The following is a 25541-nucleotide window of genomic DNA, read 5'->3' on the forward strand; positions in this document are numbered from 1 at the left end:
GAGACCCATTACCGCTGTTCAGGTCGGGTGCTCTCTCCTCGTGGCCGTACGGTCCACCCCGCGCGGGTGAACCGCGAGAGCGCCCTTCGGCTTCCCGAAAGGCTCTCATGTCCGCTCTTGCGTCCCCCTTTTCCCCCTCCGCCATCGTCACCCGACTGCGCGCCGCCGGCTGCGTCTTCGCCGAGGACGAGGCACAGCTGATCCTCTCCACCGCGCCCACACCGGACGACGTCGCCCGCATGGTCGAACAGCGGGTCGTCGGCCTTCCCCTGGAACACGTCCTGGGCTGGGCCGAGTTCTGCGGCCTGCGCATAGCCGTGGACCCGGGCGTCTTCGTGCCCCGGCGGCGCACGGAACACCTCGTCCGGCAGGCCGCCGCCCTGGCCACCGGCCCCTCCCCCGTGATCGTCGACCTGTGCTGCGGCTCCGGCGCGGTCGGCGCCGCGCTCCTCGCGGCCCTGCCCGGCGCGGAGTTGCACGCCGCCGACATCGACCCGGCCGCAGTGCGCTGCGCCCGCCGCAACATCGCGGCGGGCGGCCGCGTCCACGAGGGCGACCTCTACGCCCCGCTGCCCGCCACGCTGCGGGGCCGCGTCGACGTCCTGGTGGCCAACGCGCCGTACGTCCCCACCGAGCAGATAGGGCTGCTCCCGCCCGAAGCGCGCATCCACGAGCCCCAAGTGGCCCTCGACGGCGGCTCCGACGGGCTCGACGTCCAGCGCCGCGTGGCCGCGGCGGCCCGCACCTGGCTCGCGCCCGGCGGCCACCTCCTGGTCGAGACCAGCGAACGCCAATCCGCCGCCACGGCCGAGTGGTTCGCCCGCGCGGGCCTGGTCCCCGAGGTGACCCACGACGAGGACCTCCACGCCACGGTGGTCACGGGCACGCTCCGGTGACCGCTCAGACCACCCACTCACCACCGCGCATCAGGTGCCGCCCCTGAAGCTCGTGCTCCTCGTGCCACGCCTGCACGGCTTCCGGGGTCACCCGGAAGTACGCGTACCCCTTGCTGCTCCTGCGCGGGTCCCACCCCGTGCGCCGCGCGAACGCGTCCGCCGCCGCGGCCGGCACCGCGTCCGCGGCGAAGGTCTCCACCGCACCGTCGACGAGCACGACGTCCCGCGTGTGCCCGAGCGCGAGCCGGGCGCGACCGCTGTCCCGGAGGTTGCGCCCGGTGGGGTTGGTGGCGCGGGTGGAGAGCCAGAACGCCTCGCCGTCCCACACGAACCACAGCGGAACCAGGCACGGAGCCCCGTCCGCACCGGCCGAGGCGACCCAGATGTCCAGCTCGCTCCCCCACCGCTCCAGCACGTCGCTCTTGCGCTGCCCCGGGCTGCGGGGCACTTCCCTGACCTTCATGTCCGGTGACGTTACCGACGCGTTCGCCACCGCGCCTCGGGCCGAGGTCGTAGGAAATGAGACCGATCCCGGCCTGCGGAATCAAAGAGCGGAGCCTCCCGTAGCGTCGATCACCTTGCCCGTGATCCAGCGCGCGTCGTCCGAGGCGAGGAAGGACACGATGTCGGCCACGTCCTCGGGGCGGCCGATGCGGCCCAGCGCGGAGATCGACGCCGCGCGGGCCGCGGCGTCCGCGTTGCCGCGCAGCCAGCCCGCGTTGGCATCGGTGTCGATGATCCCGGGGGCGACGGAGTTCGCCGTGATGCCCCGGGGGCCCAGCTCCTTGGCCAGGTTGAGGGAGAAGTTGTCCAGGGCGCCCTTGGTGGCGCCGTACGCGATGGCCTCCGGCATGGCGAGGCCCGCCGCGCCGCTGGACATGTTGATGATCCGGCCCCCGTCGCGCAGCCGCCCCAGGCCCTCCCGCACGATGAAGAACGGCGCCCGCACATTGATCGCGAAGACCTCGTCGAAGCCGTCCTCGGTCAGCTCGGCCAGGTTCGCGATGTGGGCGATTCCGGCGTTGTTGACGATGATGTCGACGCCACCGGCGGGGTCGTACGGCGCGATTCCCGCGTCGAAGGCGGACCACAGGGCGGCGGCGTCGCCTCGGCGGCCCAGTTCCGCGTGGAGCGCGAACGCCCGGCCGCCGTCCTTCCGGATGACCTCGACGACCTCGTCCGCCGCGGCCGCTTCGCGCGCGTACGTCAGCGCGACGACGGCGCCGTCCCGGCCGAGCCGCTCCGCGACGGCCCGCCCGATGCCCCGGCTGCCGCCGGTGACCAGTGCGACCTTGCCCTCAAGTGACCGTGCGCCCATGCTCGTCGACCGCCTCTCATTTGTTGATCAAGCACTTCACTGCGCTAACGCACCCGCTCCGCGAGAAAGTCCTCCCAGGTCCGCTCGCCCACGGCGGCCCCTTCCAGGGTCAGGTTCTCGCCCGCGCGGTACGCACGGCCCACCTTCCCCGGCATCCGGACCGGCAGCGTCAACCGGCTCCTGCCGTGCGCGCGCAGGTATCCGCGGGTCAGCTCGGCCAGCTCGTACACCTTCGGACCGGCCAGGTCGGGCACCAGGCCGGCCGGTTCGCCGAGGGCCAGTTGAACGAGCCGGGCCGCCACCTCGCGCGCGTCGACCGGCTGCCAGCGGAGCCCGCCCGGGGCGGGCAGCACCGGCATCTTCGCCATCTTCCCCGCCACGGTCAGGGCCAGGTCGTGGAACTGGGCGGCGCGCAGCGTGGTCCAGGGCAGACCCGAGTCGGCCACGGCCCGCTCCGCGCCGAGCTTGGACCTGAAGTAGCCCAGCGGGATCCTGTCGGCCCCGATGACCGAGATGTACACCAGGTGCCGCACCCCGGCGCCCGAGGCGGCCCGCACGAGATTCCGGGTGGCCTCATCGTCGCCCTTCGGACCGCCCGCGAGGTGCAGGACGGTCCCGGCCCCGGCCACCGCGTCCTCGATCCCCTCGCCCTTGAGCAGGTCACCGGTCACGTACTCGATGCCGTCCGCGCACTCGCGTTCGCGCCGGCTGAGGACCCGCACGTCACGGCCGGCCGCCCGCAGCAGGGGCACGACATGGCCGCCCAGCGTGCCCGTACCGCCGGTGACCAGGATGGTCGACGTCATGGCTGCTCCAGAACTCGTTCGGTGTCGGGGGCCGGTCCCCCGATGGTTCTGCTGCTATGACCCCTGGCGACGAAGGAATGTGACCGGTTTCCCGGAACGTGATCAGGAACCCACCGGATCACCGCGCCGTTTCGAGGGCGGCGCGCCACACCGGGCTGTCCACGTAGTGGTTGTCGAAGCGCTCGGAGGACTCCTTGATCTCCTGCGGGCTCGCCTCGCCGCGCATCACCCGGCCGAGCAACCGGAGATAGTCGAAGCGCGGCATGCCGGGGGTGAAGACGAACAGCACGTCGGCCTCGGCGCCGGGAGCCGCCGCGAAAGCGTGCGGGGTGTGCGGCGGTACGAGCAGGAGGTCGCCCTCGCCCAGGGTCTTGACCTCGTCACCGACGAGCACCCGGAGGGAGCCGCCGATGACGAAGAAGAGCTCCGAGGCCCGGGTGTGGAAGTGGGCCGGGGCGCCCACCGCCCCCTCGGCGAAGTGCGAGCGGTAGCTGGTGAGCGGGCTGCCGTCGGTGCCGCAGTCGGCGAGCAGGGTCATGACGCTGCTCGGGTCGCTGGTGGTCTCGGCGTCGGCGGCCCGGGTCAGAACCGGCTTGAGTGCGGTGGCGTCCATGGTGGTGCTCCCTGGTCCCGATCTGTGGCCACGGGCTTCCGCCGCGGCTTCGTGATCATGACTCTAGATGGCCAATAGCCCAGCGACCTGGTGCAATTCCTCACCATAATCGTGGGCCAATCAACCCGCGTCGATCGGCGCTCAGCGCGCCCCGTGCCCGATCGGCTGCCGGGTCAGCGCGGTGTCGGCCGCGTCGAGGATGTTGCGGAAGGTGCCGGTGATGATCGGCCGCGCGAAGCGTCGGGTGAGGAAGCCGCCGAGCAGCGGGACGGGGAGCTCGGCGCGGGTCGTCCAGCACACTCGCGTGCCGCCGTCGACCTCGGTGAACGTCATGCGGCCGAGCTCGTGCCGCGACGGCGGCAGGCTGCGCTCGACGACGTACTCGGTGGCGTGCGGCGCGTCGTAGTGGGTGATGCGCTCCCGGAACCGGCCGATCAGCCAGAGGTGATCGCGCACCGCGCCGACGCCGTAGGGCGCGGTCTCGCCGCGCCGGGTCAGCCGGCAGCGCAGCACCAGGGGCGAGCGCGTGTAGTTGGTGGTCGTGGTGAGCCAGGCGAACACCTCGTCGATCGGGGCGTGGACGGTGCGCTCGACAATCATGGTTTCCACGGCTGGTGTTCTCCTCTGTCGAGTGGCAGCACCGTGTCGGCACGGTGCAGCTTGTCCGGGTTGCGAATGCCGTAGAGGCCGGTGATCCGCCCGTCGTGGATCTCGAACGCGACCAGCCAGTCGAGCGCCCCGCCGGTGACGAACCGCGCCGCGGGCATGCCGTTGCAGGTGGCGTACTCGACGTGGGTCGTCGCGGCGCTGGTACGGATCACCCTGAGGACGAACCGGGCGACGTCGTCGCGGCCGGTGATCGGGCGGCGGGCGGCCACCACCTTCCCCCCGCCGTCGGAGATCTGCACGACGTCGGGCGCCAACAGCTCCATCAGCTCCTGGACTTCACCGGTCGACGCCGCGAGCAGGAACCGCCTCACGATCTCCCGGCCCGCGGCGGAGTCGGGCTCGAAGCGGCGCCGCCGCGCGTGGACGTGCCGGCGCGCACGGTGGGCGATCTGCCGTACGGTGACCTCGGTCTTCCCGACCGAGGCGGCGATCTCACCATGGGTGTAGCCGAACACGTCGTGCAGCACGAACACCGCGCGCTCGGTCGGGTTCAGCGTCTCCAGGACGAGCATCATGGCCATCGACACCGACTCGGCCAGGATCGCGTCCTCGCTCACCTCGGGCCCGGTGCGGATCGGCTCGGGCAGCCACGCACCGACGTACTCCTCGCGCCGCGCCTTGACCGCGCGCAGGTGGTTGAGCGCCTGCCGGGTCACCACGCGGACCAGATAGGCGCGCGGATGCTCCACCGCGGCCCGATCGACCGCGCTCCACCGCAGATAGCTCTCCTGCAGCACGTCCTCGGCATCGACCGCGCTGCCCAGCATCTCGTAGGCGATGGTGAACAACAGCGGCCTGTGCTCACTGAAAACGTCATCGGCCATGCCCGGCTCCTCTCCTCGGCCGCCCATCGAGACACGCGGCACCGGAGAACCGTGACAGGCCGTCAGTGTGATTCGCTTCACAGCGCGGTGAGGCAAGCACCCAAGCTGCCCGCACGGCGGTGTGATTGGCTACGCCGCATGGGTCTCAGGCGAGTGTTCCCCGGGCGCGTGCCCCCCATCGACCCCGAACTGGGCGTCGCGCTGGCGGCCTTGGGCCCGGAGTCGAGGGAGCCGGTCACCCCGGAGAATCTTCGGGCCCGGCAGGAGCGGGATGCCGCGGCCCGGCCCAGGCCGACGGCCGAGGACCTGCGCGCCGACGGCCGGTTCGAGGTGGCGGAGCTGCGCGTTCCGGGGCCGCCGGGCGCGCCGGACGTCACGCTCGTGAGCGCGCGGCCCGCCGGGCTCACCGGGCCGCTGCCTCTGCTGTATTACCTGCACGGAGGCGCCATGATCATGGGCAACGCGTGGTCCGTGCTGCCACGCATCCTCCGCGAGTGGGCCCTGCCGCTGGAACTGGCCGTCATCTCGGTCGAGTACCGGCTGGCGCCGGCGGCGCGGTACCCGGGACCGCTGGAGGACTGCTACGCCGGGCTCGTCTGGGCGGCCGGGCACGCGGCCGAACTGGGCATCGACCCCGGCCGCATCATCATCGGCGGGAAGAGCGCCGGCGGCGGGCTCGCCGCGGCCCTCGCCCTGCTGACCCGCGACCGCGGCGGCCCCGGGCCGCTGGGGCAACTGCTGCTGTGCCCGATGCTCGACGACCGCGACGCCACCTTCTCCAGCCGGCAGATGTCGGGCCGCGGCATCTGGGACCTCACCTCCAACGCGACCGCGTGGAAGGCACTGCTGGGTGACCGCTACGGTGCCGCGGACCTGCCGCCCTACGCGGCCCCCGCCCGCGCCACGGACCTCTCCGGACTCCCCCCGGCCTATATCGAGGTCGGGTCGGCCGAGATGTTCCGGGACGAGGACGTAGCCTACGCGAACGCGATCTGGCAGGCCGGTGGCCAGGCCGAACTTCACGTCTGGCCCGGCGCGTACCACGGCTTCGACGGCCTGGCACCGAAGGCCGCCCTCAGCCAGGACGCGCGCGACGCCCGCACCCGCTGGCTCCGGCGCCTCCTCGCGCAGTCGGGCACGAGGAGGCGGCCTGCCGGGTGAGGGCGGCTGCGGCAATGTCCGGTCAGGACTGGACGTCCGCCTGCTCCATGGAGCTGATCGCGTCGTTGATGTTGTTCTCGTACAGGCCCAGCTTCGGGTTGAGCACCCGTGCGTTGGAGCCGAGCGGGAAGTTGAGCGTCTCGGCGTTGGGCATGTCGCTGTGGGCCAGGACGTTCAGCTCGGTGCCCTGGGGGACCGTGGGCCCGGCCTTGCCGGTGGGGTCGAGGTCGATGACCGCGTAGGCGGCCTGCCCGGCGTGGAGCGGGTACGCGGGCGCACCGCCGAGGCCGCCGGGGACCAGGGGCTTGATGTCGTGGCTGTGGTCCGCGGCGTTCGGGTCGCCGATGCTGACCAGCGGGTAGTAGGAGAGGCCGCAGGCGTTCCCACCGAGGTTGCGCACCTCGATCACCCGCTGGCCGGAGTCCTCCGAGTGCCGGATCACCTGCACCGAAAGCTGGTTGGAAGTGCAGGCGTGGGAGTAGGCGTAGCTGTCGCTGTCGGAGTTGCCGGACGCGGCCGAGGACGTGCCGGCGCCGCCGATGATCGCGGTGGCGCCGAGGGCGAGGGCGGCGAACGAGAAGAGGGTGCGGGTGCGGGTCTTGGACATGGGTCTTCCTCCGTCGAGTGGGTCGAGTGGTTCGCGCAGGGCCGGGAATCCGGTCGGATCCGGAGCGGACCCCGGCTGGCCGGGCCAACTTTGGGCCCTTTTTCGTCCCAGTCGCCCTTCCTGCCGGGAAGTGGGAACCATGGAACGGTTCCACCCCCTCTCACCTGGGGAAACTGCCGGGCCTGGAACGGCGTTCCGGGACGAGGGTGAGGGTGGGGATGGGTACGGAGACCGAGCGGTTCGCGGAGCTGATGCGTGAACTGAAGGAACGTTCCGGGCGGAGCTACGGCACCCTCGCCAAGCGGCTGCACTCCAGCACCTCGACCCTGCACCGCTACTGCAACGGCCGGACGGTGCCCACGGACTACGCGCCCGTGGAGCGCTTCGCCAGGGTCTGCGGCGCGTCCGCCGACGAGTTGGTGACCCTGCACCGGCAGTGGATCGTGGCCCTGGCCGAACGCCGCCGGGAGTCGGCGGGCGGCGGCGCGCCCGCCGGAGGACCGGCCCGTACGGAGATCCAGCGCGAGGACGCGGACGAGGCCGTCACGGCTCCCACCCCTCCGACAGCCGAGGCGGAAGCGGAACTCGCCCCCGCACCCACCGGACCCGGCGGACGGCGCCGTCGGCTGGTCGCGCTCGCGGCGGGCGTCGCCGTGGCCATGGCGGCCGGCACGACCGTGGCCGTGGCGGCGCTCGGCGGTGGCGGGCACACCACCGGACCGTCCGGCGCACGGCACGGAACGGCGTCGGCGAAGGCGCAGTCGGCCACGTCGCAGCAGCCCCTCTCCGCGAACGCGGCCGCCGGCGCCATCGCCCCTCAATCGCCGTCCCCCTCGGGCTCCCTCCGCGCCTCCACGTCCCCCGGCGCCACACCCTCCTCGGCCACCGAGCAGGACGGCGCCCCCGGCGACTCCTCCGGCGCCCCGCCGAACGGCTCCGCCTCCGTCCCTTTCACCGTCAGCGTCATGACCAACAACTGGGGCAGCCCCTGCGGCCAGTGGTTCGCCCTGGACCAGGAGCCGGGCAAGGTCCCGCCGCCCCCGGCCCGGGGCGCCACCGACGGCTGGGCGGCCGCGCTGCACGCCGTGCCCGCAGGGAACCTGCGGATGGAGGTGACCGTGCAGGGCACCGGCAACACCCCCGTGGTCCTGCACGGCCTGTACGTCCACGTGGTCGACAGCGGCAAGGCGCCCGCGCGGAACGGCTACACCATGGGCGCGGGCTGCGGCGGCGAGCTGACGCCCGCCGCGTTCGCCATCGACCTCGACGACGCCTCACCGCGCCCCCGCCCGGTCCCCGGCAAAGAGGGCGAGCGGCCGACGTCGACCACCGACTTCCCCTACAAGGTGTCCGCCACCGACCCCCAGGTGCTCGACATCGACGCCTCCACGCTCGGCCATGACGTCCGCTGGTATCTGGAACTGGCCTGGAGCAGCGGCGGCCGCCAGCAGACCACGACCATCGACGACCACGGCCGCCCGTTCCGCACCACGGCACTCGGCGACGACCACCGCTACTGGTACAACGCGGCGGGCCCCAACGCCTGGGTGCCCGCCGGCCCGTCGTGACCGATCCGGCTCCGCCGCCCGGTTCCCGCCGGGGCGCTACAGCTTGCCCGCCTCCCGGACGGTGTGGAGGTGGACCAGGACGTCGTAGGCCCTGCCGATGGCGATCTCGGGTGTCTTGTCGTTCGGGTACTGCGTGCCGACGTTGTATGTCGGGCGCGGGGTGTCCAGCCAGCTGCGGGCGGTGGCAGGGGCCTTGCGCAGGTCGGCGTAGTAGTCGCGGTACCGGACCTGGTCGAGCGTGTACTCGTTGGTGCCGGGACCGGCCGGGCCGACGGTGAACTTCTTCCACTCGCCGTCGAGCGGCTGGTCCTTGGAGAGGAAGGAGCCCTGGTCGAAGGTGGTGCCGATGGCGAGGTAGCCCGCGCCCAGGGTGTCGCGGAGGAACGAGCCCTGGGTCTTTGGATACGTCTTGGGGTCGGAGGCCACATAGCCGGCGTGGTCGTTGTGGGCCGACATCAGGATCCTGCCGCCGGTGCGCCGCTGCCACCATGCCGTGGTCTCGGCCATCACCTGGTCGCGGTAGCGCTCCATGGCGGTCAACGATTCCTGGTCGCGGGGGTTGACGGTCAAGAAGGTGTAGGTCTGGGCGATGTTGCGGGCGTTCTGGAGAGCGAACTCGAAGTCCTCGCCGCTCCCGGATCCCTGACGCTGTACAAGTTCCAGTACTTGCCGTGCCTTGGCCGCGTTCTGCTGCCGCTCGGCGAGCGGCCGGTCCAGGAGGTAGGCGATGGCGTCGTCGAGCGGGCGCAGGCCGGTGAGGAGCTCGTTCAGGCGCGGCAGGGATTCCGGACGGGTCCGCCGGACGTAGTCGGTGACGCTGTCGAAGACCCGCTCGTCGAGTTTGGGCGCGCCGATGTCGTCGCCCAGGAAGTGGACCGGGCGGTCGGGGTGCCGGAGGTTGTGGTCGCGCATCCATTGGACGAGGGTCACGAACTCCTCGCGGTCCCAGGGAGATCCGGCCATCACCTCGTGCACGACCTGCCGCGCGTCGCGGTCACCGTCGCCGCGCTGGAGGTAGTCGTCGATCCGCAGCCCCGCCGACCAGCTGATCTCCAGAGCGAAGGTGGTGAATCCCTTCTGCTCGACGAGGTGGCGGAAGAGCCGGTCCTTCAGGGCGAAGAACTCGTGCGAGCCGTGCGTGGCCTCGCCCACGCCGACCACCTTGGCGTCGCCGACCATCACCCCCAGGGCCTGCAGATCGGCCGTGCCGGTGCCCGGCTCCGTCGACCGCAGCGGATGGGCGATCCGGTCCAGCGCGCGGACGGGGGCCGACGCGCCGGCCGGCGCGGACGCCGCCGGTGCCGCGTACGCGGCCGCCGCGGGGGCCAGCGTCGCGGCCAGGGCGAGAGCCACCGCCGCAAGCCTCTTCCCGTTGCCGATCATGTGTAACCACTCCCCAACGTGCTTGGTGTCGAGCTCTGCCGAGAAGATCGTCACGCACGCGGCGGCCCGGGCGCGCTGGGGCCGGCCCGCCACCTTCCCGGGGGCTAGCCCCATGACTGAGCCTGGGCACGTCAGTTGGAACCAGTGAGGGTCGGTGAGCTGTGCTTTCTGGTCCGTGGGACACGCTTGTCGGCACCAAGCGGTCACGCTTCTTGCAACCAACCGTGAGTTGTCAGCCTTCTTGGCACCCGTCACCGCCGCACAGCCGGTGCAGGGCCGCGCGGCTCTCGTCGTCCGCGGCGCGGTAGACCAGAAGCCGCAGCTCCGGGTCCTCCAGCGGGAGCAGGACCTCGAAGTCGACGGCGATCGTCCCGACGGCCGGGTGCCGCAGCAGCTTGCGGCCGCGGCCGTTGACGCGGACCTCCCGCTCGGCCCAGAACCGGGCGAAGTCCTCGTCCTGCGCGGTGAATTCGGCGATCAGCCCGGCCAGTGCCCGGTCCTCCGGGTGGGCGGCCCAGGCCGCGCGCAGATGGGCGACGCCGTCCCGCAGCACCCTCTCGCGGTCGGCGTAGAAGCCGCGCATCGGCGGGTGCAGCAGGCAGAGCCACATCGCGTTCCGCCGCTCCGGCGGAACGGCGTCGAACTCCGGTAGCAGCCGGGCCATTTCGGGGTTCCAGGCCAGCAGGTCGTAGCGGTGGTCAAGCAGCGCGGCGGGCAGCGGGGAGAGTTCGTCGACCAGGTGGGCCAGCGACGGCGCCGGACCGGTGGCTGCCCCGCCGCGGGTGCCGCCGGGGCGGCGCCGTCGGGCCAGGTCGAAGAGGTAGTCGCGTTCGCCGGGTGCCAGCCGCAGGGCCCGGGCCAGCGCCGCCAGCACCTCCGCGGAGGGCCGAAGCCCCCGGCCCTGCTCCAGCCGGACCACGTAGTCGGTGCTGACCCCGGCCAGCTCAGCGACCTCCTCGCGGCGCAGTCCGGGCGTCCGCCGGGCCCGCCGGTGCGCGGGCAGGCCCAGCCGGTCGGGGTCCAGCCGTTCGCGCCTGCTGCGCAGGAAGGCGGCCAGTTCCTCGGTGGTGTCAACGGTTCGTGTCGTCATGACCGGTCCAACCGCCAGGGTGGGACCGGCCTTCCCAGGAAAGTCCCTCCCTTATCCGGGGCCCGCCGCCGCCGCAGACTCGGTCCCGGCAACGGAACACGAACACACGCGAGCACAGGAGAACCTGATGGCACTGGCCCTCGACGACTACCGGCTGCTGGGCCGCTCGGGACTGCGGGTCTCACCGCTGGCCCTGGGCACCGCAACCTTCGGCACCGAATGGGGGTGGGGCGCAGAACGGGCCGAGGCCCGCAAGCTGTTCGACCGCTACGTCGGGCTCGGCGGCAACCTCCTCGACACCGCCGACACCTACACCGACGGCAGCTCCGAGCGCCTGCTGGGCGAGTTCGCCCACGAGGAGCGCGAACGCCTGGTGCTGGCGACCAAGTACTCGACCCTGCGCCGCCCCGGCGACCCGAACTCCGGGGGCGGGCACCGCAAGGCGCTGTTCGGCTCGGTGGAGAGCAGCCTGCGGCGGCTCGGCACCGACTACCTCGACCTGCTGTACCTGCACGTCTGGGACTTCCGGACCTCGGTGGAGGAGGTGCTGCGCGGCCTGGACGACCTGGTCCGGCAGGGCAAGGTGCTGTACGTGGCGATCTCCAACACCCCGGCCTGGCAGGTGTCCCGGATGCAGGCGATCGCGGACCTGCGCGGCTGGTCGCCGCTGGTCGCGCTGCAGCTCGAGTACAGCCTGATCGAACGCACCGCAGAGCGCGACCTGATCCCGATGGCCCGGGAACTGGGCCTGGGCGTGGTCCCGTACTCGCCGCTCGGCGGCGGGGTGCTCAGCGGCAAGTACGGCCGGGACGACGTGGGCGCAACGGGCGCCGGCCCCGACGGGAGCACCCGCCGGAGCCACAACCTCGCCCTGGGCACCCTCACCGAACGCAGCCTCGGCGTGGCCGGGGTGGTCCGGGAGGTGGCCGGCGAACTGGGGTACACCCCGGCCCAGGTGGCGCTGGCCTGGACACTGCGGAAGCCGGGCGTGACGAGCACGCTGCTCGGCGCCCGCACCCCCGCCCAATTGGAGGACAACCTGGGCGCCCTGGCGGTCGAGCTGACGGACGCCCAGCTGGCCCGGCTCGACGCGGCGGGCGCGATCGCCCTCGGCCAGCCGCACGAGCTGCTTGCGAGCGAGCCCATCCGCCAGGTGACCACGGGCGACCTGCGAATTGAGACCCGCCACTGACTGTGACTGAGCGCTTCACTTGGCCAGTTGAGCGTTAGCCGGGCAGGGTACCGGTGGTTCTTGGTCATTGATTCCGGTTTCGGTATTTCTGCGGTGCACGGCTCGTACGGGCGGTGTGCTGCTGCTATGGCCGAAGTGAGGGGTGCTGACGTTCCGGCCAAGCCGGTGTGGTCCCACGTCAGTCAGTTGAACGATCTCGCGCTGCCGTACGCGCTTCCCGTACGGGCTGCCGCGGCCCTGGACGTGGGCCCGGGGTGGTCGCGTACATGGACGGTGACGTGGAAGGCCGGGAAGAGTGACGTGATCACCCCGGTGAGGGACTTGTCGGTCGGGCCGGCGATGGCGTCGGTGCCGGTTCGGCGGTTCGCCTGGCGGGCCGGTCAGCGTCACCGTCCCGGCCTGGAATGCCTGGTGTCGACCGGGCGCCAGCACGGCTTCGAGAGTCTGGCCGAGCGCTGGTTGCTGCTGGTCCTGGACTTCGTCGGAGGGTTCGACGAGGTGCTGGCTCAGCCGTTCCGGCTGCGGTTCTCCTCCTTGGAGGGGAAGGGCTCGCACATTCCGGACTTCCTCGTGCTCGCTGCGGGCGCTTCCTGGCTGGTGGACGTGCGCCCCGGGGGCCTGATCGGCGAGGAGGACGAAGTGCGGTTCGCGGCGGCCGCTCAGGTGGCGGCCGTTGCGGGCTGGCGCTACCTGGTGGTGACGGGTTGGCGGGGGCAGGTGCTGGCGGGGATCGACGCTCTTTCCGCACGGCGTCGGCCGATGCTCGACCAGCTGGGGCTGGAGCGTCAGTTGCTGGCCGCGGTTCGTCGTCACCCGTGGCAGTTCGGGCAGCTGGTGGACCAGTCACGGCTTCCGGCGGTGGCCCGCACGCACGCGGTCCACCTGCTCTGGCACCGGCGGATGGCGATCGATTTGGCCCAGCCATTCGGAGATGAGACCTGGGTCTATCCGGTGGGGAGTACGTGATGGGCGACCGGCAGCAGGCGACGCGGTTCGAGGACCTGGACCGTGACGGTCAAAAGCGGCTCCGGCTGCGGCTGGCTCATTTCCTGGAGGCCGAGAGTGGGTTCCGCAGCGGCAGTCGGCACTGGGCCCGCGAGGGCGAGCCCCGGCCTGAGTACGACCCGGACCGGACTACGCTGACCGAGCGCCGGCTGGCCAAGGTGGCCGAGCTGAAGGCTCTGAATCCGGACGATGCACGCCAGTTGGGTCTGGGGAGGGTGAGCGATCGCACGCTCCGGCGGTGGGCTGCTGCCTGGCCCGAGCGGGGAATCATGGGGCTGGCGGACGGCCGCCTGGCGCCGGTGCTGCGGGGGCACCGTTCGATCACCTCGGAGATCTCGGAGGCGATTCACGCGGTCCACGCGGAGTGCCTGCACCGTTCCCGGGTCGGCATGAAGACCAAGGAACGGATGATCCACCAGTTCGTGCGGGAGAAGTACGGTCCGGCGGCGGAGGAGACGATCCCGCACTACACGACGCTGTCGAAGGTCTGGAAGGAGTGGTTCGGCCCAGAAGGCGGCCGTCAGCGCTACCTTCGCTCCGCGGCGGCGGTCGAGACCGGCGGCTTGGCCGTGACGATCACTCGCCCCGGCCAGGTGGTGGTGCTGGACACCACGCCGTTCCCGGTGAAGCTGCTCGACGACGTGTTCGGCGAACCGCTCACCGCGGACCTCACCATCGCGCTCGATGCGTTCACGCACTCGCTGGTCGCCTTCCGGCTCACGCCGGGGTCGGACTCCTCCATCGAGGTGGCCATGCTGCTGCGGGATGTGATGCTGCCGCTTCCGATGCGGCCGGGCTGGACGCCGGACATGGAATGGCACTACCCCGGTGTCCCGTCCGCGCTGGTCGCCGAGTTCGCCGGTCACCCGGTGGCGGGGCGGCCGTTCTTTGCGCCGGAGACGATGACCAGCGATCACGGCAGTGTCTACAAGAACCACCATCTGGTGCAGGCCGCCCGCACGCTGGGGACGGTGGTGCTGCCGGCACGGGCGATGCGTCCCCAGGACAAGGCGGCCTGCGAGCGCGCGTTCTCAGGGATTCAGTCGCTGCTGCTGGAGATGCTGCTCGGCTATCGGGGCGTCGATGTCGCGGACCGGGGCGCCGATCCGGAAGGCGATGCGGTCTGGACGGTGGACGAGATGGAGCATCTGCTGGCCACCTGGATCGTGAAGATCTGGCAGAACCGCAGGCTGGACCAGTCCGCGCCCGCATGGGACCCCGGTGGCCGGCACAGCCCCAACACCTTGTTCGCGACCGCGGCCGCACGCGACGGGATCGCCCTGCAGATCCCCGATCCAACTCTCTACCACCAGTTGTTGCCCGCTCACTTCGTGAAGATCCACCGGCAGCGCGGGGTCAAGATCGGCGGACTTTGGTACGGCGGCCGCGATGCCGTCCTCGCCCCGCTACGGGGACAGCCATCCTCGCACGGAGGCCGGAATCGAGGCCGCTGGGTCGTCCACCGGGACCCGCGTGACTGCCGTGAAGTGTTCTTCGAACTCGAAGGCCAGTGGCATGCCCTGCGATGGAACGGCCTCCCGGACGGGCAGGACATCCCCGCGTTCTCCGACGCACGCATGCGGCAGGTCCTGCGCGAAGCGGCCCGCGCAGGCATGAAGCCGAAGGATGATGTCGAACTGCTGCCGGTTCTCCTGGACTTGGTGGCCGCTCACACGCCGGTGGCCGACTGGCCCAGCCAGATGACCAAGGCGGACAGGGTCGAGCGGGCACGGGAGCTTGACCGGTCGCGGGCGGCAGCCCGCGACCGGCACCGCCAGAGCGTTCCGCAGCCGGTCCCCGCGGCACTCGGCCGTGACGAGGCCAGCCGGCAAGGCCAGCAGGCCGTTGCGGCCGAGCGGCGCCGCCGCCGCGAGGCCGCCGTCCCCACCGTGATCACTCCGCCGCGACGGCTCGGTGAAGATCTCAGCCGCCGGAGCCTGTTCGCCCTCCCGGCCTCGGACGCGGAAGCCTCGCCGGAGCCGACCGAGGAAGGACCGTGCTGATGGGGGACGACAAGCTCGCCTCGTTCGTACTTCCTGCTGCGGCGGTGGCCCGCGACGACCTGGTCGGCTGGCAGGAGTGGTGCCGAACCCGCCTCGCCTTCGTTCCCGCCCCCAGTCTCGATCGGGCCGCCTGGCGGAGGCTGAGTCCCCGCGAGCGGATGATCCACGACCTGCACCGGACCGCCACCCACGCGAACCTGCCGCTGCTGCAGACCCCGATGAGCCGGCTGGTGGAGAAAGTGCTGATCAGCCGGATCGAGACGAACGCACTGAAGTTCAAGCCCACCACCCGGGCCGGGGTGATGGTCACCGGAGGCGGCTACCAGGGCAAGACCGAATGCGTCTGCGAGATCGCTGCCGCCTTCGAAGAGCGCTGGCTGGCCCTGCACAACTACCTCAACCCCACGGCCCGGCCCGGGTTTCGGGATCTTCACGCGCCTGTCGCTTACGTCCAGACGCCAGTGACCGCGAAACCCAAGAGCACGTGCAAGGCGATCCTGAACTTCTACGACGCTCCCTTGAACCCCCGCATGGACCTGCCGGACCTCATCCACCAGGTCGCCGTCTCCCTCCGTGACCACGGCACCAAGGTGTTGATCCTGGACGACATCACCCGGCTCCGCATGCACCGCGTCGATGACCAGGACACCCTCGACCTGATCCGCGCCTTCATGAGCATGAACGTCACGCTCGTACTGATCGGAGTCGACATCCCCCGCTCCGGGCTCCTGAGGGAAGGCCGCTACGACCTCACCAGCGGCCAATGGCACCTGCCGTCCAAGCGCCTCAAGGTCAACGGCCTGGAGCCCACCCAGACCGAGCGTCGCTTCGACCTGGTCGAACTCGACCGCTTCCACTACGACAACGACGTCCAGATCGCCTCCTGGATCCGGCATCTCCAGGGCATCGAGGACAGCCTCCGGCTCCTGGACGCCCGCCCCGGCATGCTGACCGAGGACAGCACGATGCCCGAATACCTCTTCCACCGCACCGACGGCGTTGTCGGCCTGCTGGAGCGACTGATCGAGGACGGCTGCCGCGAGGCGATGGAATCGGGCCGTGAATGTCTGACCGAGGACCTCCTCGATGACATCACCATCGAGTTGACCGACACACCTCAGCGCGATCCCGAAGCCGGCGAGATCCCCGACGTCCCCGCACCGCAACGGCCTCCACGGGCCGGGCGCCCCCGCAACACCGTCTTCGACGACCGCGGCCCCGCTGAGAGCCTGGGGTGACGCCCGTGATCAGACCACTGCCCCGCAGCCTGGACCCCCTCCCCGGGGAATCGCTGGCCGGGTTCATCCTGCGACTGAGCTACCGACTCGGGCTTCCTCCAACGGCAGTGAATCGCCGAACGGGCCTGATGGACATCATGAACAACGGCCAAGCATGGGCGAAGACCGCCTGGTCAACCGGGCTCCCGCCCGTCCTTGCCGCAGCCTTCGCCGCAGCCACCCGTCTGTCCCCCCAAGAGGTCACCGCACTGACCCTGGAACCCCTCGTCCGGCACTACCCGGCCATCGGGAAAGTACTGCGGGCCGAGCACGAACGTCGGCCCCGTGCTCTGCTCTGGCTCTACTCCTCCACCTCCCGCTACTGCCCGCAGTGCCTCCGCGGTGACGGCTCGTTCGTGCAGCGAGAACTGGGCGGCCCCTGGCACGTCCTCTGGCGGCTGCCGGTGGTCTTCGCCTGCACACGGCACCGGTGTTTCCTCAATCACCTCTGCCCCGGCTGCAGTCAGGCGATCGGGGCCAAGCACTACAGCCACCTCATCGCTCGCAGCAGCGTTCCTGGACTCCACCCCGCTCAGTGCCGAACCCCTTCTCCCACGAGGCGCACGCCGCACACGAGGGACCTCTGCGGAACCCGACTCGACCAGGCCCCGGCCTTGATGCCGTTGTCCCCGCCCCAGACCTATCTGGATCTCCAACAGCGGATTCTCCAGAAGCTGGACCCCCTCCAGCCTCCGGAGACCTCGGCTCGGTACTTCGCCGAACTCCAGCTGACCTGCATGCTCGTCACCCTGACCTGGCCAGCGGCACACACAGCGGCCAATGATCCCTTGGCCCAAGAGGCCAGCAGGTTCCTCGCCGCACGACGGTCCACCAACAACAGCGAGGGAAGGCCCACCATCGCGCATGCTCCGCCGATCGACGCAGCTGCTTGCGCCGCATTACTGCACGCAGCAGACGCGATCATCACCGCACCAGATCTCCGCGCAGCCTTCACCCCGCTGGAAGCCCCTCGCGATCCCCTCGGGCCGAGCATGGCCCTCCCACCCAAGTACTTTCTCTGGAAACACCACTGCGCAGGCCGCAAGGCGGAGTGTTCCCCGGCCTTCCAGCAGGTCGTGACCGCCCTGACATCCCGGCTTCGACGCACCAACAAGGGTGAGCAACACTCAAGTGGCCAACTCGAACGCTCACTGGCCAAATGAAGCACTCAGTCACAACAGTCACACCAATACTTTTGCAAGCAGGTCGCTTGCAAAAGTTAGCAACGTGGGGCAGCATCGAGCGCATGGGATCACTCAACGTCGGCAATCTCGGTGAGTATCTGCGGGAGCAGCGGCGCAACGCGCAGCTCACGCTGCGGCAGCTCGCCGATGCCGCGGGGGTGTCCAATCCGTATCTCAGCCAGATCGAGCGCGGCCTGCGCAAGCCGAGTGCCGAGATCCTCCAGCAGCTCGCGAGGGCGCTGCGGATCTCCGCCGAGACCTTGTACGTACAGGCCGGGATTCTCGACGAGCGGGACCGGGACGAGGCGGAGGTCCGCAGTGTGATCCTCGCCGACCCCTCGATCAACGAGCAGCAGAAGCAGGTGCTGCTCCAGATCTACGAGTCCTTCCGTAAGGAGAACGGGCTCGCGACGGACGACGACAGCAAATCTTCTAGCTGACCGGGAGACCATCGCCATGGCCACCACCCAGGACCTCCGCAAGGCCGCCACCGACACCGCGTACGCCGCGGCGGGCCTCGCCGACTTCACCGCCGAGAAGATCGGGCAGGCCGTCGCCGAGGCGCCCGAGCGGTTCGAGCAGCTGCGCAACACCGACCCCAAGGCCCTTCAGGAGAAGGTGACCCAGCGGGCCAAGGAGACGCAGGCGACGGTGACCGCGAAGTTCACCGAGATCGTCAGCACCTTCGACAACGACGCGAAGAAGCTCGGCCAGTCCGCCCAGGACCTGCTGCTCCAGGGCGTCGGCCAGGCCGTGGGCTACGCGGCGAAGGCCGGCGAGCAGTACGAGAAGTTCGCCGAGCGCGGCCGGGTCGCCGTGAAGACCTGGCGCGGCGAGGCCGCCGAGGAGGTCGCGGACATCGCCGTGGCCATCGAGCCGGAAAGCACGGACAGCGCGGACAGCACGGGCAGCGAGGCCAAGCCCGCGGACGGGGCCGCCGCAGACGCGCAGGGCGACGACGCCAAGCCCGCCGCCGCGCGCAAGCCCGCCGCCCGCAAGCCCGCGGCGGCCAAGAAGTCGGACGCCAAGGCCGACGACCAGTAAGCAGGCGGGACCGGGGAGCGGTCCGGGGCGTGCATCACGTGCCCGGACCGTTCTCCCGGTACCGTGGCGGGCGCAAGCGCCCGTAACGGAACGACCTTGAGGTGAGCCACGTGTTGGTTGACGGGTTCGGCAGCGCCATCGGCTGGCTCGCGGACTGGCTGCCCAGGGTGCTGTGCCTGTTCGCGCTCGCGGCGGTCGTCGACGCCGCGACCACCCGCGAGGACGCCTTCCGCGCGACCGACAAGCAGACGAAGCGCTTCTGGATCACCGTCATGGCCCTGGCGGCGCTCGTCTCGGGGCTGCCGTCGGCGCGCTATCTGGGCGGCGGATGGGCCGCGCTCGCGGGGATCTTCGGCGGCCTCGGCTTCCTCCTGATCCTCGCCGCGCTCATCGCCACGATCGTCTACTACGTGGAAGTGCGGGCCACGCTCAAGCGGATCAACGGCCGCCGGAGCTGGCCGAAGCGGCGGGGCCCGGGCCGGGGGTTCTGACCGGCCGGGCCACAAGGCATGCCCTGACCCCAGCCCTAGCCCCGGTCCAGCAGGAGCACCGCCAGGTCGTCCGTCAACTCGCCGCCGTTGAGCGCGCGTACCTCCGTCACCGCGGCGTCGAGCAGCTCCTCGCCGCTCAGGCCCTCCTTGACCTGACGGGTGACCAGCTCGACGATGCCCTCCTGGCCGAGGCGCTGCGTGCCCGCACCGATCCTGCCCTCGATCAGGCCGTCGGTGTACATCATCAGGCTCCAGCGGCCGCCCAGTTCGATCTGCCTGCGCGGCCAGCGGGCGCGCCGGAGCAGCCCGAGCGCCGGGCCGCCGCTGTCCTGCGGCAGCAGGCTCGGGGCCTGTCCGGGGCGTACGAGCAGGGGCGCCGGGTGGCCCGCCAGGCTCAGGCCCGCGCGGCGCCCGTCGGGCGATATGTCGACGGCACACAGCGTCGCGAACGTCTCCTCGTCCGCGCGCTCGTGCTCCAGCACCTGCTGGAGGGTGGAGAGCAGCTCGTCGCCGCACAGCCCGGCGAGCGTCAAGGCCCGCCACGCTATGCGGAGTTCGACGCCGAGCGCGGCCTCGTCCGGGCCGTGGCCGCTGACGTCGCCGATCATCGCGTGCACGGTGCCGTCGGGCGTCCGTACGGTGTCGTAGAAGTCGCCGCCGAGCAGCGCGCGGCTGCGCCCCGGCCGGTAGCGGGCGGCGAAGCGCAGGTCCGAGCCGGCCAGCAGCGGGGTCGGCAGCAGGCCGCGCTCCAGCCGGGCGTTCTCCTGGGCGCGCAGCCGGGACTCGGTGAGCTGGCGCTGGGCGAGGTCCGCGCGCTTTCGCTCGACGGCGTAGCGGATGGCGCGGCTGAGCACCCGCCCGTCGAGCTCGTCGCGGAAGAGGTAGTCCTGCGCCCCCACGCGTACGGCCTCGGCGGCGCGCTCGGCGTCCGTCTCCGCGGTGAGCGCGAGGACGGCGTGCCGGGGGGCGAGGCGCAGCACCTGGCGCAGGGTGTCCAGCTCGTCCCGGGCCTCCGCCGGGTGCGGCTCGCCGCCGCCGGCGCAGCCGACGGTGACGCAGGCCGGTTCGCAGGCCCGGTCGGGGGCGGGGAGGGCGAGGTCGAGAAGGATGCAGTGCACGTCGTCGGTGAGCAGCCGCTCGGCCTCGGTGAGGTTGCGGGCGGTACGGATCCGGACGGGCTTGCCCGCCGGACCCGACATCTCGGCCATCTCGGGCATGGACAGCGAGCCGCCGGGGTCGCTCTCGATCACCAGCAGAGTCAGCCCGGCGTCGAGCGGGGGCGCCTCCGCGGGCCTCGGCGCGGGTACGGACATGGTGACGGCTTCCTTCCGTTCCCCCCGAGAACACGGCGCCCACCGATCGGTGAGCGCCGAACGCGACCCTAGCGGCCGACACGTTCGAACGGAATGGAACGGAGCCACTCGCCGCTGTCATATGCGCTTGCCCGGGCGGCATTTGGCGCGTGAGGGGAGAAACACGCAATGAGAAACATCACCCCAGCGAGTGGCCCGGGTCACACCGGTCATATGTGCGGCGTTCGCCTGCGGCGGGCTTTCCCCAGGGGTGCGCAATTCAGCCCGTCCGGCGTTTGAGGACGCGCCCGCAGGGCGCTCCCGCCGCAGGCGGCAACGGACCCGCACCCAAGAGCGGTCACCCAGGCCGCACAACCCCAAGAATCGGCATGGACCCCGCCCCAGCCAGAGTCACCTGCCTCCCCGGCCGCGGCGCATGCACAATCGTGCCGTCCCCCACGTACATCCCCACATGGCTCGCGTCCGCGAAGTAGATGACCAGATCCCCCGGCCGCATGTCCTTGACGTCGACCTTGGGAAGCTGACGCCACTGCTCCTGCGAGGTCCGCGGGATCGGCCGCCCCGCCGCGGACCACGCCTTGAGCGTCAGGCCGGAGCAGTCGTAGGTGTCCGGCCCCTCCGCGCCCCATACGTAGTTCTTGCCTATCTGGGCCGTCGCGAAGGCGACCGCCCGCTTGCCCTCGTCGGTCGCCGCGGCGCCCGAGTCCTGGAGGGCCTCCTTGACGGTGACGCCCTTGGCCGGCTCGGAGGCGAGCCACTTCTGCTGCTCCTGGCGGGCGCGGTCCTCCTCCAGTTTCCGCAGGCGTTCCTTCTCCTTCTCCTCCAGCCGTGACTCCAGCTCCTTGGCCGCGGCCAGCTTCGCCTCGATCTCCTTCTTCGCCGACTCCTTCTTCCTGCGCTCGCCGTCCAGCGCCTTCCAGCGCTCGCCCGCGGCCTTGGCGTAGCCGTCGAGGGCCTTCTGCGTGGCGGCGACCTGCGCGATCACGCCGCGGGTGGCCGCCTCACCCTTGTGGGCGAGCGCGATCCCGTCGAGGAAGGTCTGCGGGGAGGCGGAGAGGAAGAGCCGGGCCTGGGGCGGCATGCTGCCGTCGCGGTACTGGGCGCGGGCCAGGGCGCCCGCCTGGTCCTTGAGCCGGTTCATCCGCTCCTGCGCGGCGGCCGCGGACCGGGCGAGGTCGGCGATCGACTTCTCCTGGAGGCGCTGTTCCTCACCGGCCGCGTTGTACGCGTCCGTGGCGGCCTCCGCCTGCCGGTAGAGGCCCTCCACCTCCTTGTGGACGTCCTCCAGGCTGCGCGGCGGGGGCTTCGGGTCCGCGTACGCCGCACCGGACAGCACCGTCACCCCCGCCACGGCCGCCACACAGACCAGGGCGGTCGTCGCGATGAGGCGACCGCCGCCCGGTGTCCCCGTATCCCCGTCCCCGCCGCTCGCACCCCTGCCGTGCCACCTCACAGGCCACCTCCGCGGCTTCCGCCCTCAGGTCTGACATGCCGTCACGCGAGAAACGGATGCTGCCACGGCCGCCCGCAAACGGACAGAGATCTGCGTCACACTGTGGAGAAACAAGCCGTGCGCCCGGCTACCACCCTGACCGCCGAGGTTCACCCTCCGTTCACTCTCACCCATCGACCGCTTCACCTGTTCTGCCTAATTTCGGTCGTAGAGGGTGCGGGGTCCCGGAAATCCGGGGCCGCGGCGAACGGCCGAACCGCACCAACCACCTCTCGCACGCCGCCCCAGCGGCGGCTCCCGGAAGGAACTCCCGAAAAGTGAAGCTTCAGCGCAAGAACCGGCTCCGCGCCGTCGCCTTCGGCGCCATCGCCGTCTCCGGCGCCCTGGTCCTCACGGCGTGCGGTTCTGACAACAACAGCGGCAGCGACACCACCAGCGGTGGCGCCACCAAGGCCGCCGGCAACATCAAGTGCGACGGCAAGGGCCAGCTGCTGGCCTCGGGCTCGTCCGCGCAGAAGAACGCCATGGACCTCTGGGTCAAGAACTTCATGGCGGCCTGCAAGGACATCCAGATCAACTACAAGCCCACCGGCTCCGGCGCGGGCATCCAGGAGTTCCTCCAGGGCAAGACCGCCTTCGCGGGCTCCGACTCGGCGCTGAAGCCGGAGGAGGTCGCCAAGTCCAAGGACGTCGTCAAGGGCGGCCAGGGCATCAACCTCCCGATGGTCGGCGGCCCCATCGCGATCGGCTACCACCTCTCGGGCGTGGACAACCTGGTCCTGGACGCGGACACCCTCGCCAAGATCTTCGACGGCAAGATCGAGAAGTGGGACGACCCGGCGATCGCCAAGCTCAACAAGGACGCCAAGCTCCCCAGCACCAAGATCCAGGCGTTCCACCGCTCGGACGAGTCCGGCACCACCGAGAACTTCACGAAGTACCTCAAGGCCACCGCCGACAAGTCGTGGCCCTACGCGCCCGCCAAGGCCTGGGCCGCCAAGAGCGGTCAGGCCGCCGACGGCTCCGCCGGCGTCTCCTCGCAGGTCAAGCAGACCGAGGGCGCCATCTCGTACTTCGAGCTGTCCTACGCCACCGCCAACTCGATCAAGACGGTGAAGCTCGACACCGGCGCCGCCGCCCCGGTCGAGGCCACCTCGGACAACGCCTCCAAGGCCATCGCCGAGGCGAAGATCGTCGGCACCGGCCAGGACCTCGCCCTGAAGCTCAACTACAACACCAAGGCCGAGGGCGCCTACCCGATCACCCTGGTGACGTACGAGATCGTCGGGGACAAGGGCAACAAGGCCGACACCCTGGCCGCCACCAAGTCCTTCCTGACCTACATCGCCAGTGAGGACGGCCAGTCCGTCCTCAAGGGCCTCGGCTACGCCCCGCTGCCCGCCGAGATCGCGAAGAAGGTCCGCGAGAACGTCGCCGCCATCTCGTAACCCCGTGTGCGGCCGGACCCCCAGCGGGCGTCCGGCCGCACCGTCCGGTGCACCGCCGCGCCAGGAGTGCGGGCCGATCTCCGGCCGCCTCCGCAGACCGGAGAAACCCCATGGACATAACCAGCACGACCGCAGCAGGCCCACCGGGCCCCGCCGCCCCCGCCGGGCAGCCGAAGGCGGCCACCCGCGCCGGTGACCGCGTCTTCCTCGCCCTCTCCCGGGGCTCCGGCATCCTGCTGCTGGTGATCATGGCCGCCATCGCGGTCTTCCTCACCGTCCGGGCCGCCAACGCCCTCTCGCACGACCACGGCAACTTCTTCACCACCTTCGAGTGGAACGCCAACGCCACCCCGCCGGTCTTCGGCATCGCGGTCCTGGCGTTCGGCACGATCGTCAGCTCGCTGATCGCGATGCTCATCGCGGTCCCCGTCGCGATCGGCGTCGCGCTCTTCATCTCCCACTACGCGCCGCGCCGGATCGCCACCCCGGTCGCGTACGTGATCGACCTGCTCGCCGCCGTCCCGTCCATCGTGTACGGCCTGTGGGGCGCCCTCTTCCTGGTGCCGCACCTCGGCGGGCTCTACAGCTGGCTCGACGACTACTTCGGCTGGACCGGCGTCCTCGCCTACCACGACGGCGCCGCCCGCTCGCTCTTCACCATCGGCATCCTGCTGGCGATCATGATCCTGCCGATCGTCACCAGCGTCAGCCGCGAGGTCTTCCTCCAGGCCCCGAAGATGCACGAGGAGGCCGCGCTCGCGCTCGGCGCCACCCGCTGGGAAGTCATCCGGATGTCGGTCCTCCCCTTCGGCCGGTCCGGGGTCATCAGCGCCTCGATGCTCGGCCTGGGGCGCGCGCTCGGCGAGACCATGGCCGTCGCGACCGTCCTGTCCCCCAGCTTCGTCATCAACAAGAGCCTGCTCGACCCGGGCGGCGGCACGTTCGCGCAGAACATCGCGAGCAGCTTCAAGGAGTCCGGTGACATCGGCAAGGACGCCCTGATCGCCTCCGGCCTCGTCCTGTTCGTGCTGACCCTGCTGGTCAACGGCGCGGCCCGGCTGATCATCGCGCGTCGCAAGGAGTACTCGGAGTGAGCGACGTGACCACAGAGCAGCAGCTGGTGGCCGACAGCGCCCCACGGCCGGGCAGCAGCCTGCGCCAGCCGCGCCTGCCCCGCTGGGCCCCGCCCGCTGTCGCGGTCACCGCGGCCGCCGTCGGCGTCGCGATCGGCCTGGGCGCCGGCCTCAGCAGCCACATCCAGTGGGGCCTGATCGCCGCGATCCTCTTCGTCCTCGGGATGTACGGCCTCGCCGCCCGGGTCGAGGGCCGCCGCCAGGCCAAGGACCGCCTGGCCACCAGCCTGGTGTGGGTCTGCTTCCTGATCGCCGTCGTCCCGCTGCTCTCCCTGGCCTGGGAGACGATCGGGCGCGGCTCGAAGGTCCTCGACGGCTCCTTCCTCACCCACTCGATGTCCGGCGTGCTGACGATCCAGCCCGGCGGCGGCGTCTACCACGCGATCATCGGCACCCTGGAGCAGGTGGGCATCGCCACCGCCATCGCCGCGCCGGTCGGCCTGCTGACCGCGATCTACCTCGTGGAGTACGGGCGCGGACGGCTCGCCAAGGTCGTCACCTTCTTCGTGGACGTGATGACGGGCGTCCCGTCGATCGTCGCGGGCCTGTTCGTCCTGAGCTTCTGGATCCTCATGCTGGACTTCGGCTACTCCGGCTTCGCCGGGTCGATGGCCCTGGCGATCCTGATGATGCCCGTGGTGGTCCGCTCCACCGAGGAGATGCTCAAGCTCGTGCCGAACGAGCTCCGCGAGGCCTCGCTCGCCCTCGGCGTGCCGAAGTGGCGCACGATCCTCAAGGTCGTCCTGCCCACGGCCATCGGCGGCATCGCCACCGGCGTGACCCTGGCCGTCGCCCGCATCGCCGGTGAGACCGCCCCCATCGTCCTCCTGGTCTTCGGCTCCCAGGTGATCAACAACAACCCCTTCGACGGCGCCCAGTCGTCCCTGCCGTACTACATCTACGAGCAGTGGGCGGCCGGCAACGAGGCCAGCTACGACCGCGCCTGGGCGGCAGCACTGGTCCTCATCGCCTTCGTCATGATCCTCAACCTGGTGGCCCGCGGCATCGCCCGCTGGAAGGCCCCCAAGCACGGTCGCTGAAGCGACTCACGAAAGTAGTGATT

25 protein-coding genes are annotated in these 25541 nt (G+C 71.0%); 14 read left to right on the forward strand and 11 right to left on the reverse strand.

Annotation, left to right across the window (positions count from 1 at the left end):
• Nucleotides 1-107 precede the first annotated feature (107 nt).
• The gene (locus tag ABD269_RS03570; protein ID WP_344115923.1) at nucleotides 108-896 is read left to right on the forward strand and encodes a putative protein N(5)-glutamine methyltransferase; all 789 of its coding nucleotides are present in this window, start codon (nucleotides 108-110) and stop codon (nucleotides 894-896) included.
• Between the two features lie 4 nt (nucleotides 897-900).
• On the opposite strand, the gene ABD269_RS03575 is transcribed toward ABD269_RS03570, so the two are convergent.
• The 6 genes from ABD269_RS03575 to ABD269_RS03600 form a co-directional block, all read right to left on the reverse strand.
• Nucleotides 901-1359, reverse strand: coding sequence for a pyridoxamine 5'-phosphate oxidase family protein (locus ABD269_RS03575; RefSeq protein ID WP_344115925.1), 459 nt, complete (start codon nucleotides 1357-1359; stop codon nucleotides 901-903).
• Between the two features lie 81 nt (nucleotides 1360-1440).
• On the reverse strand, nucleotides 1441-2214 hold the full coding sequence (locus ABD269_RS03580; protein WP_344115927.1) for an SDR family oxidoreductase: 774 nt from the start codon (nucleotides 2212-2214) through the stop codon (nucleotides 1441-1443).
• Between the two features lie 44 nt (nucleotides 2215-2258).
• Nucleotides 2259-3020, reverse strand: a complete 762-nt coding sequence (locus tag ABD269_RS03585) for an SDR family oxidoreductase (protein WP_344115929.1) — start codon at nucleotides 3018-3020, stop codon at nucleotides 2259-2261.
• Nucleotides 3021-3138: 118 nt separating this feature from the next.
• The gene (locus tag ABD269_RS03590; protein ID WP_344115931.1) at nucleotides 3139-3633 is read right to left on the reverse strand and encodes a cupin domain-containing protein; all 495 of its coding nucleotides are present in this window, start codon (nucleotides 3631-3633) and stop codon (nucleotides 3139-3141) included.
• A gap of 141 nt (nucleotides 3634-3774) precedes the next feature.
• The gene (locus ABD269_RS03595; RefSeq protein WP_344115933.1) at nucleotides 3775-4242 is read right to left on the reverse strand and encodes an SRPBCC family protein; all 468 of its coding nucleotides are present in this window, start codon (nucleotides 4240-4242) and stop codon (nucleotides 3775-3777) included.
• Nucleotides 4230-5126 (reverse strand): RNA polymerase sigma-70 factor, encoded by an 897-nt coding sequence (locus tag ABD269_RS03600; RefSeq protein ID WP_344115935.1) that lies wholly within the window; start codon nucleotides 5124-5126, stop codon nucleotides 4230-4232. Before ABD269_RS03600 ends, ABD269_RS03595 begins: the two co-directional genes overlap by 13 nt.
• Before the next feature lie 306 nt (nucleotides 5127-5432).
• Between ABD269_RS03600 and ABD269_RS03605 the strand changes: the two genes are divergently transcribed.
• Nucleotides 5433-6287, forward strand: coding sequence for an alpha/beta hydrolase (locus ABD269_RS03605; RefSeq protein WP_425572822.1), 855 nt, complete (start codon nucleotides 5433-5435; stop codon nucleotides 6285-6287).
• A gap of 22 nt (nucleotides 6288-6309) precedes the next feature.
• On the opposite strand, the gene ABD269_RS03610 is transcribed toward ABD269_RS03605, so the two are convergent.
• Nucleotides 6310-6894 (reverse strand): DUF4232 domain-containing protein, encoded by a 585-nt coding sequence (locus tag ABD269_RS03610; RefSeq protein ID WP_344115939.1) that lies wholly within the window; start codon nucleotides 6892-6894, stop codon nucleotides 6310-6312.
• 218 nt (nucleotides 6895-7112) lie between these two features.
• Between ABD269_RS03610 and ABD269_RS03615 the strand changes: the two genes are divergently transcribed.
• A complete protein-coding gene (locus ABD269_RS03615; RefSeq protein ID WP_344115941.1) occupies nucleotides 7113-8462 on the forward strand; it encodes a helix-turn-helix domain-containing protein in 1350 nt (449 codons plus the stop codon).
• A 36-nt stretch (nucleotides 8463-8498) separates the two neighbouring features.
• Here ABD269_RS03615 and ABD269_RS03620 read toward each other — a convergent pair whose 3' ends face one another.
• Entirely contained in the window at nucleotides 8499-9845 is a 1347-nt protein-coding gene (locus tag ABD269_RS03620) for an erythromycin esterase family protein (protein ID WP_344115943.1), read from the reverse strand.
• Nucleotides 9846-10077: 232 nt separating this feature from the next.
• Nucleotides 10078-10935, reverse strand: coding sequence for a helix-turn-helix domain-containing protein (locus ABD269_RS03625; protein ID WP_344115945.1), 858 nt, complete (start codon nucleotides 10933-10935; stop codon nucleotides 10078-10080).
• A gap of 127 nt (nucleotides 10936-11062) precedes the next feature.
• On the opposite strand from ABD269_RS03625, the gene ABD269_RS03630 reads away from it, so the two are divergent.
• From ABD269_RS03630 to ABD269_RS03665, 8 genes are all read left to right on the forward strand, one after another.
• Nucleotides 11063-12127 (forward strand): aldo/keto reductase, encoded by a 1065-nt coding sequence (locus ABD269_RS03630; RefSeq protein WP_344115947.1) that lies wholly within the window; start codon nucleotides 11063-11065, stop codon nucleotides 12125-12127.
• A gap of 126 nt (nucleotides 12128-12253) precedes the next feature.
• Nucleotides 12254-13093: a TnsA-like heteromeric transposase endonuclease subunit gene (locus ABD269_RS03635; RefSeq protein ID WP_344115949.1), complete on the forward strand. Its 840-nt coding sequence runs from the start codon at nucleotides 12254-12256 to the stop codon at nucleotides 13091-13093.
• The gene (locus ABD269_RS03640; protein ID WP_344115952.1) at nucleotides 13093-15135 is read left to right on the forward strand and encodes a transposase; all 2043 of its coding nucleotides are present in this window, start codon (nucleotides 13093-13095) and stop codon (nucleotides 15133-15135) included. The genes ABD269_RS03635 and ABD269_RS03640 overlap by 1 nt, the downstream gene beginning before the upstream one ends.
• Nucleotides 15135-16373, forward strand: coding sequence for an AAA family ATPase (locus tag ABD269_RS03645; protein ID WP_344115954.1), 1239 nt, complete (start codon nucleotides 15135-15137; stop codon nucleotides 16371-16373). The genes ABD269_RS03640 and ABD269_RS03645 overlap by 1 nt, the downstream gene beginning before the upstream one ends.
• 5 nt (nucleotides 16374-16378) lie before the next feature.
• On the forward strand, nucleotides 16379-17575 hold the full coding sequence (locus ABD269_RS03650; protein WP_344115956.1) for a TniQ family protein: 1197 nt from the start codon (nucleotides 16379-16381) through the stop codon (nucleotides 17573-17575).
• 83 nt (nucleotides 17576-17658) lie between these two features.
• The gene (locus ABD269_RS03655) at nucleotides 17659-18036 is read left to right on the forward strand and encodes a helix-turn-helix domain-containing protein (RefSeq protein ID WP_116213263.1); all 378 of its coding nucleotides are present in this window, start codon (nucleotides 17659-17661) and stop codon (nucleotides 18034-18036) included.
• A 16-nt stretch (nucleotides 18037-18052) separates the two neighbouring features.
• On the forward strand, nucleotides 18053-18640 hold the full coding sequence (locus ABD269_RS03660) for a hypothetical protein (RefSeq protein ID WP_344115960.1): 588 nt from the start codon (nucleotides 18053-18055) through the stop codon (nucleotides 18638-18640).
• Between the two features lie 110 nt (nucleotides 18641-18750).
• Nucleotides 18751-19131 carry a DUF2516 family protein gene (locus tag ABD269_RS03665; RefSeq protein ID WP_344115962.1) on the forward strand — a complete coding sequence of 127 codons (381 nt, stop codon included), beginning with the start codon at nucleotides 18751-18753 and terminating at the stop codon, nucleotides 19129-19131.
• Between the two features lie 35 nt (nucleotides 19132-19166).
• Here ABD269_RS03665 and ABD269_RS03670 read toward each other — a convergent pair whose 3' ends face one another.
• On the reverse strand, nucleotides 19167-20444 hold the full coding sequence (locus ABD269_RS03670) for a response regulator (protein WP_301893347.1): 1278 nt from the start codon (nucleotides 20442-20444) through the stop codon (nucleotides 19167-19169).
• A 337-nt stretch (nucleotides 20445-20781) separates the two neighbouring features.
• Nucleotides 20782-21897, reverse strand: a complete 1116-nt coding sequence (locus ABD269_RS03675) for a C40 family peptidase (RefSeq protein WP_344115965.1) — start codon at nucleotides 21895-21897, stop codon at nucleotides 20782-20784.
• 317 nt (nucleotides 21898-22214) lie between these two features.
• Between ABD269_RS03675 and pstS the strand changes: the two genes are divergently transcribed.
• The 3 genes from pstS (at nucleotide 22215) to pstA (ending at nucleotide 25518) form a co-directional block, all read left to right on the forward strand.
• On the forward strand, nucleotides 22215-23345 hold the full coding sequence (gene pstS / locus ABD269_RS03680; protein WP_344115967.1) for a phosphate ABC transporter substrate-binding protein PstS: 1131 nt from the start codon (nucleotides 22215-22217) through the stop codon (nucleotides 23343-23345).
• A gap of 110 nt (nucleotides 23346-23455) precedes the next feature.
• Nucleotides 23456-24439 (forward strand): phosphate ABC transporter permease subunit PstC, encoded by a 984-nt coding sequence (gene pstC / locus ABD269_RS03685; RefSeq protein ID WP_344115969.1) that lies wholly within the window; start codon nucleotides 23456-23458, stop codon nucleotides 24437-24439.
• On the forward strand, nucleotides 24436-25518 hold the full coding sequence (gene pstA, locus ABD269_RS03690) for a phosphate ABC transporter permease PstA (protein WP_344115971.1): 1083 nt from the start codon (nucleotides 24436-24438) through the stop codon (nucleotides 25516-25518). The genes pstC and pstA overlap by 4 nt, the downstream gene beginning before the upstream one ends.
• Nucleotides 25519-25541: the final 23 nt, after the last annotated feature.

Source organism: Streptomyces blastmyceticus, from assembly GCF_039521185.1.
GTDB lineage: Bacteria > Actinomycetota > Actinomycetes > Streptomycetales > Streptomycetaceae > Streptomyces > Streptomyces blastmyceticus.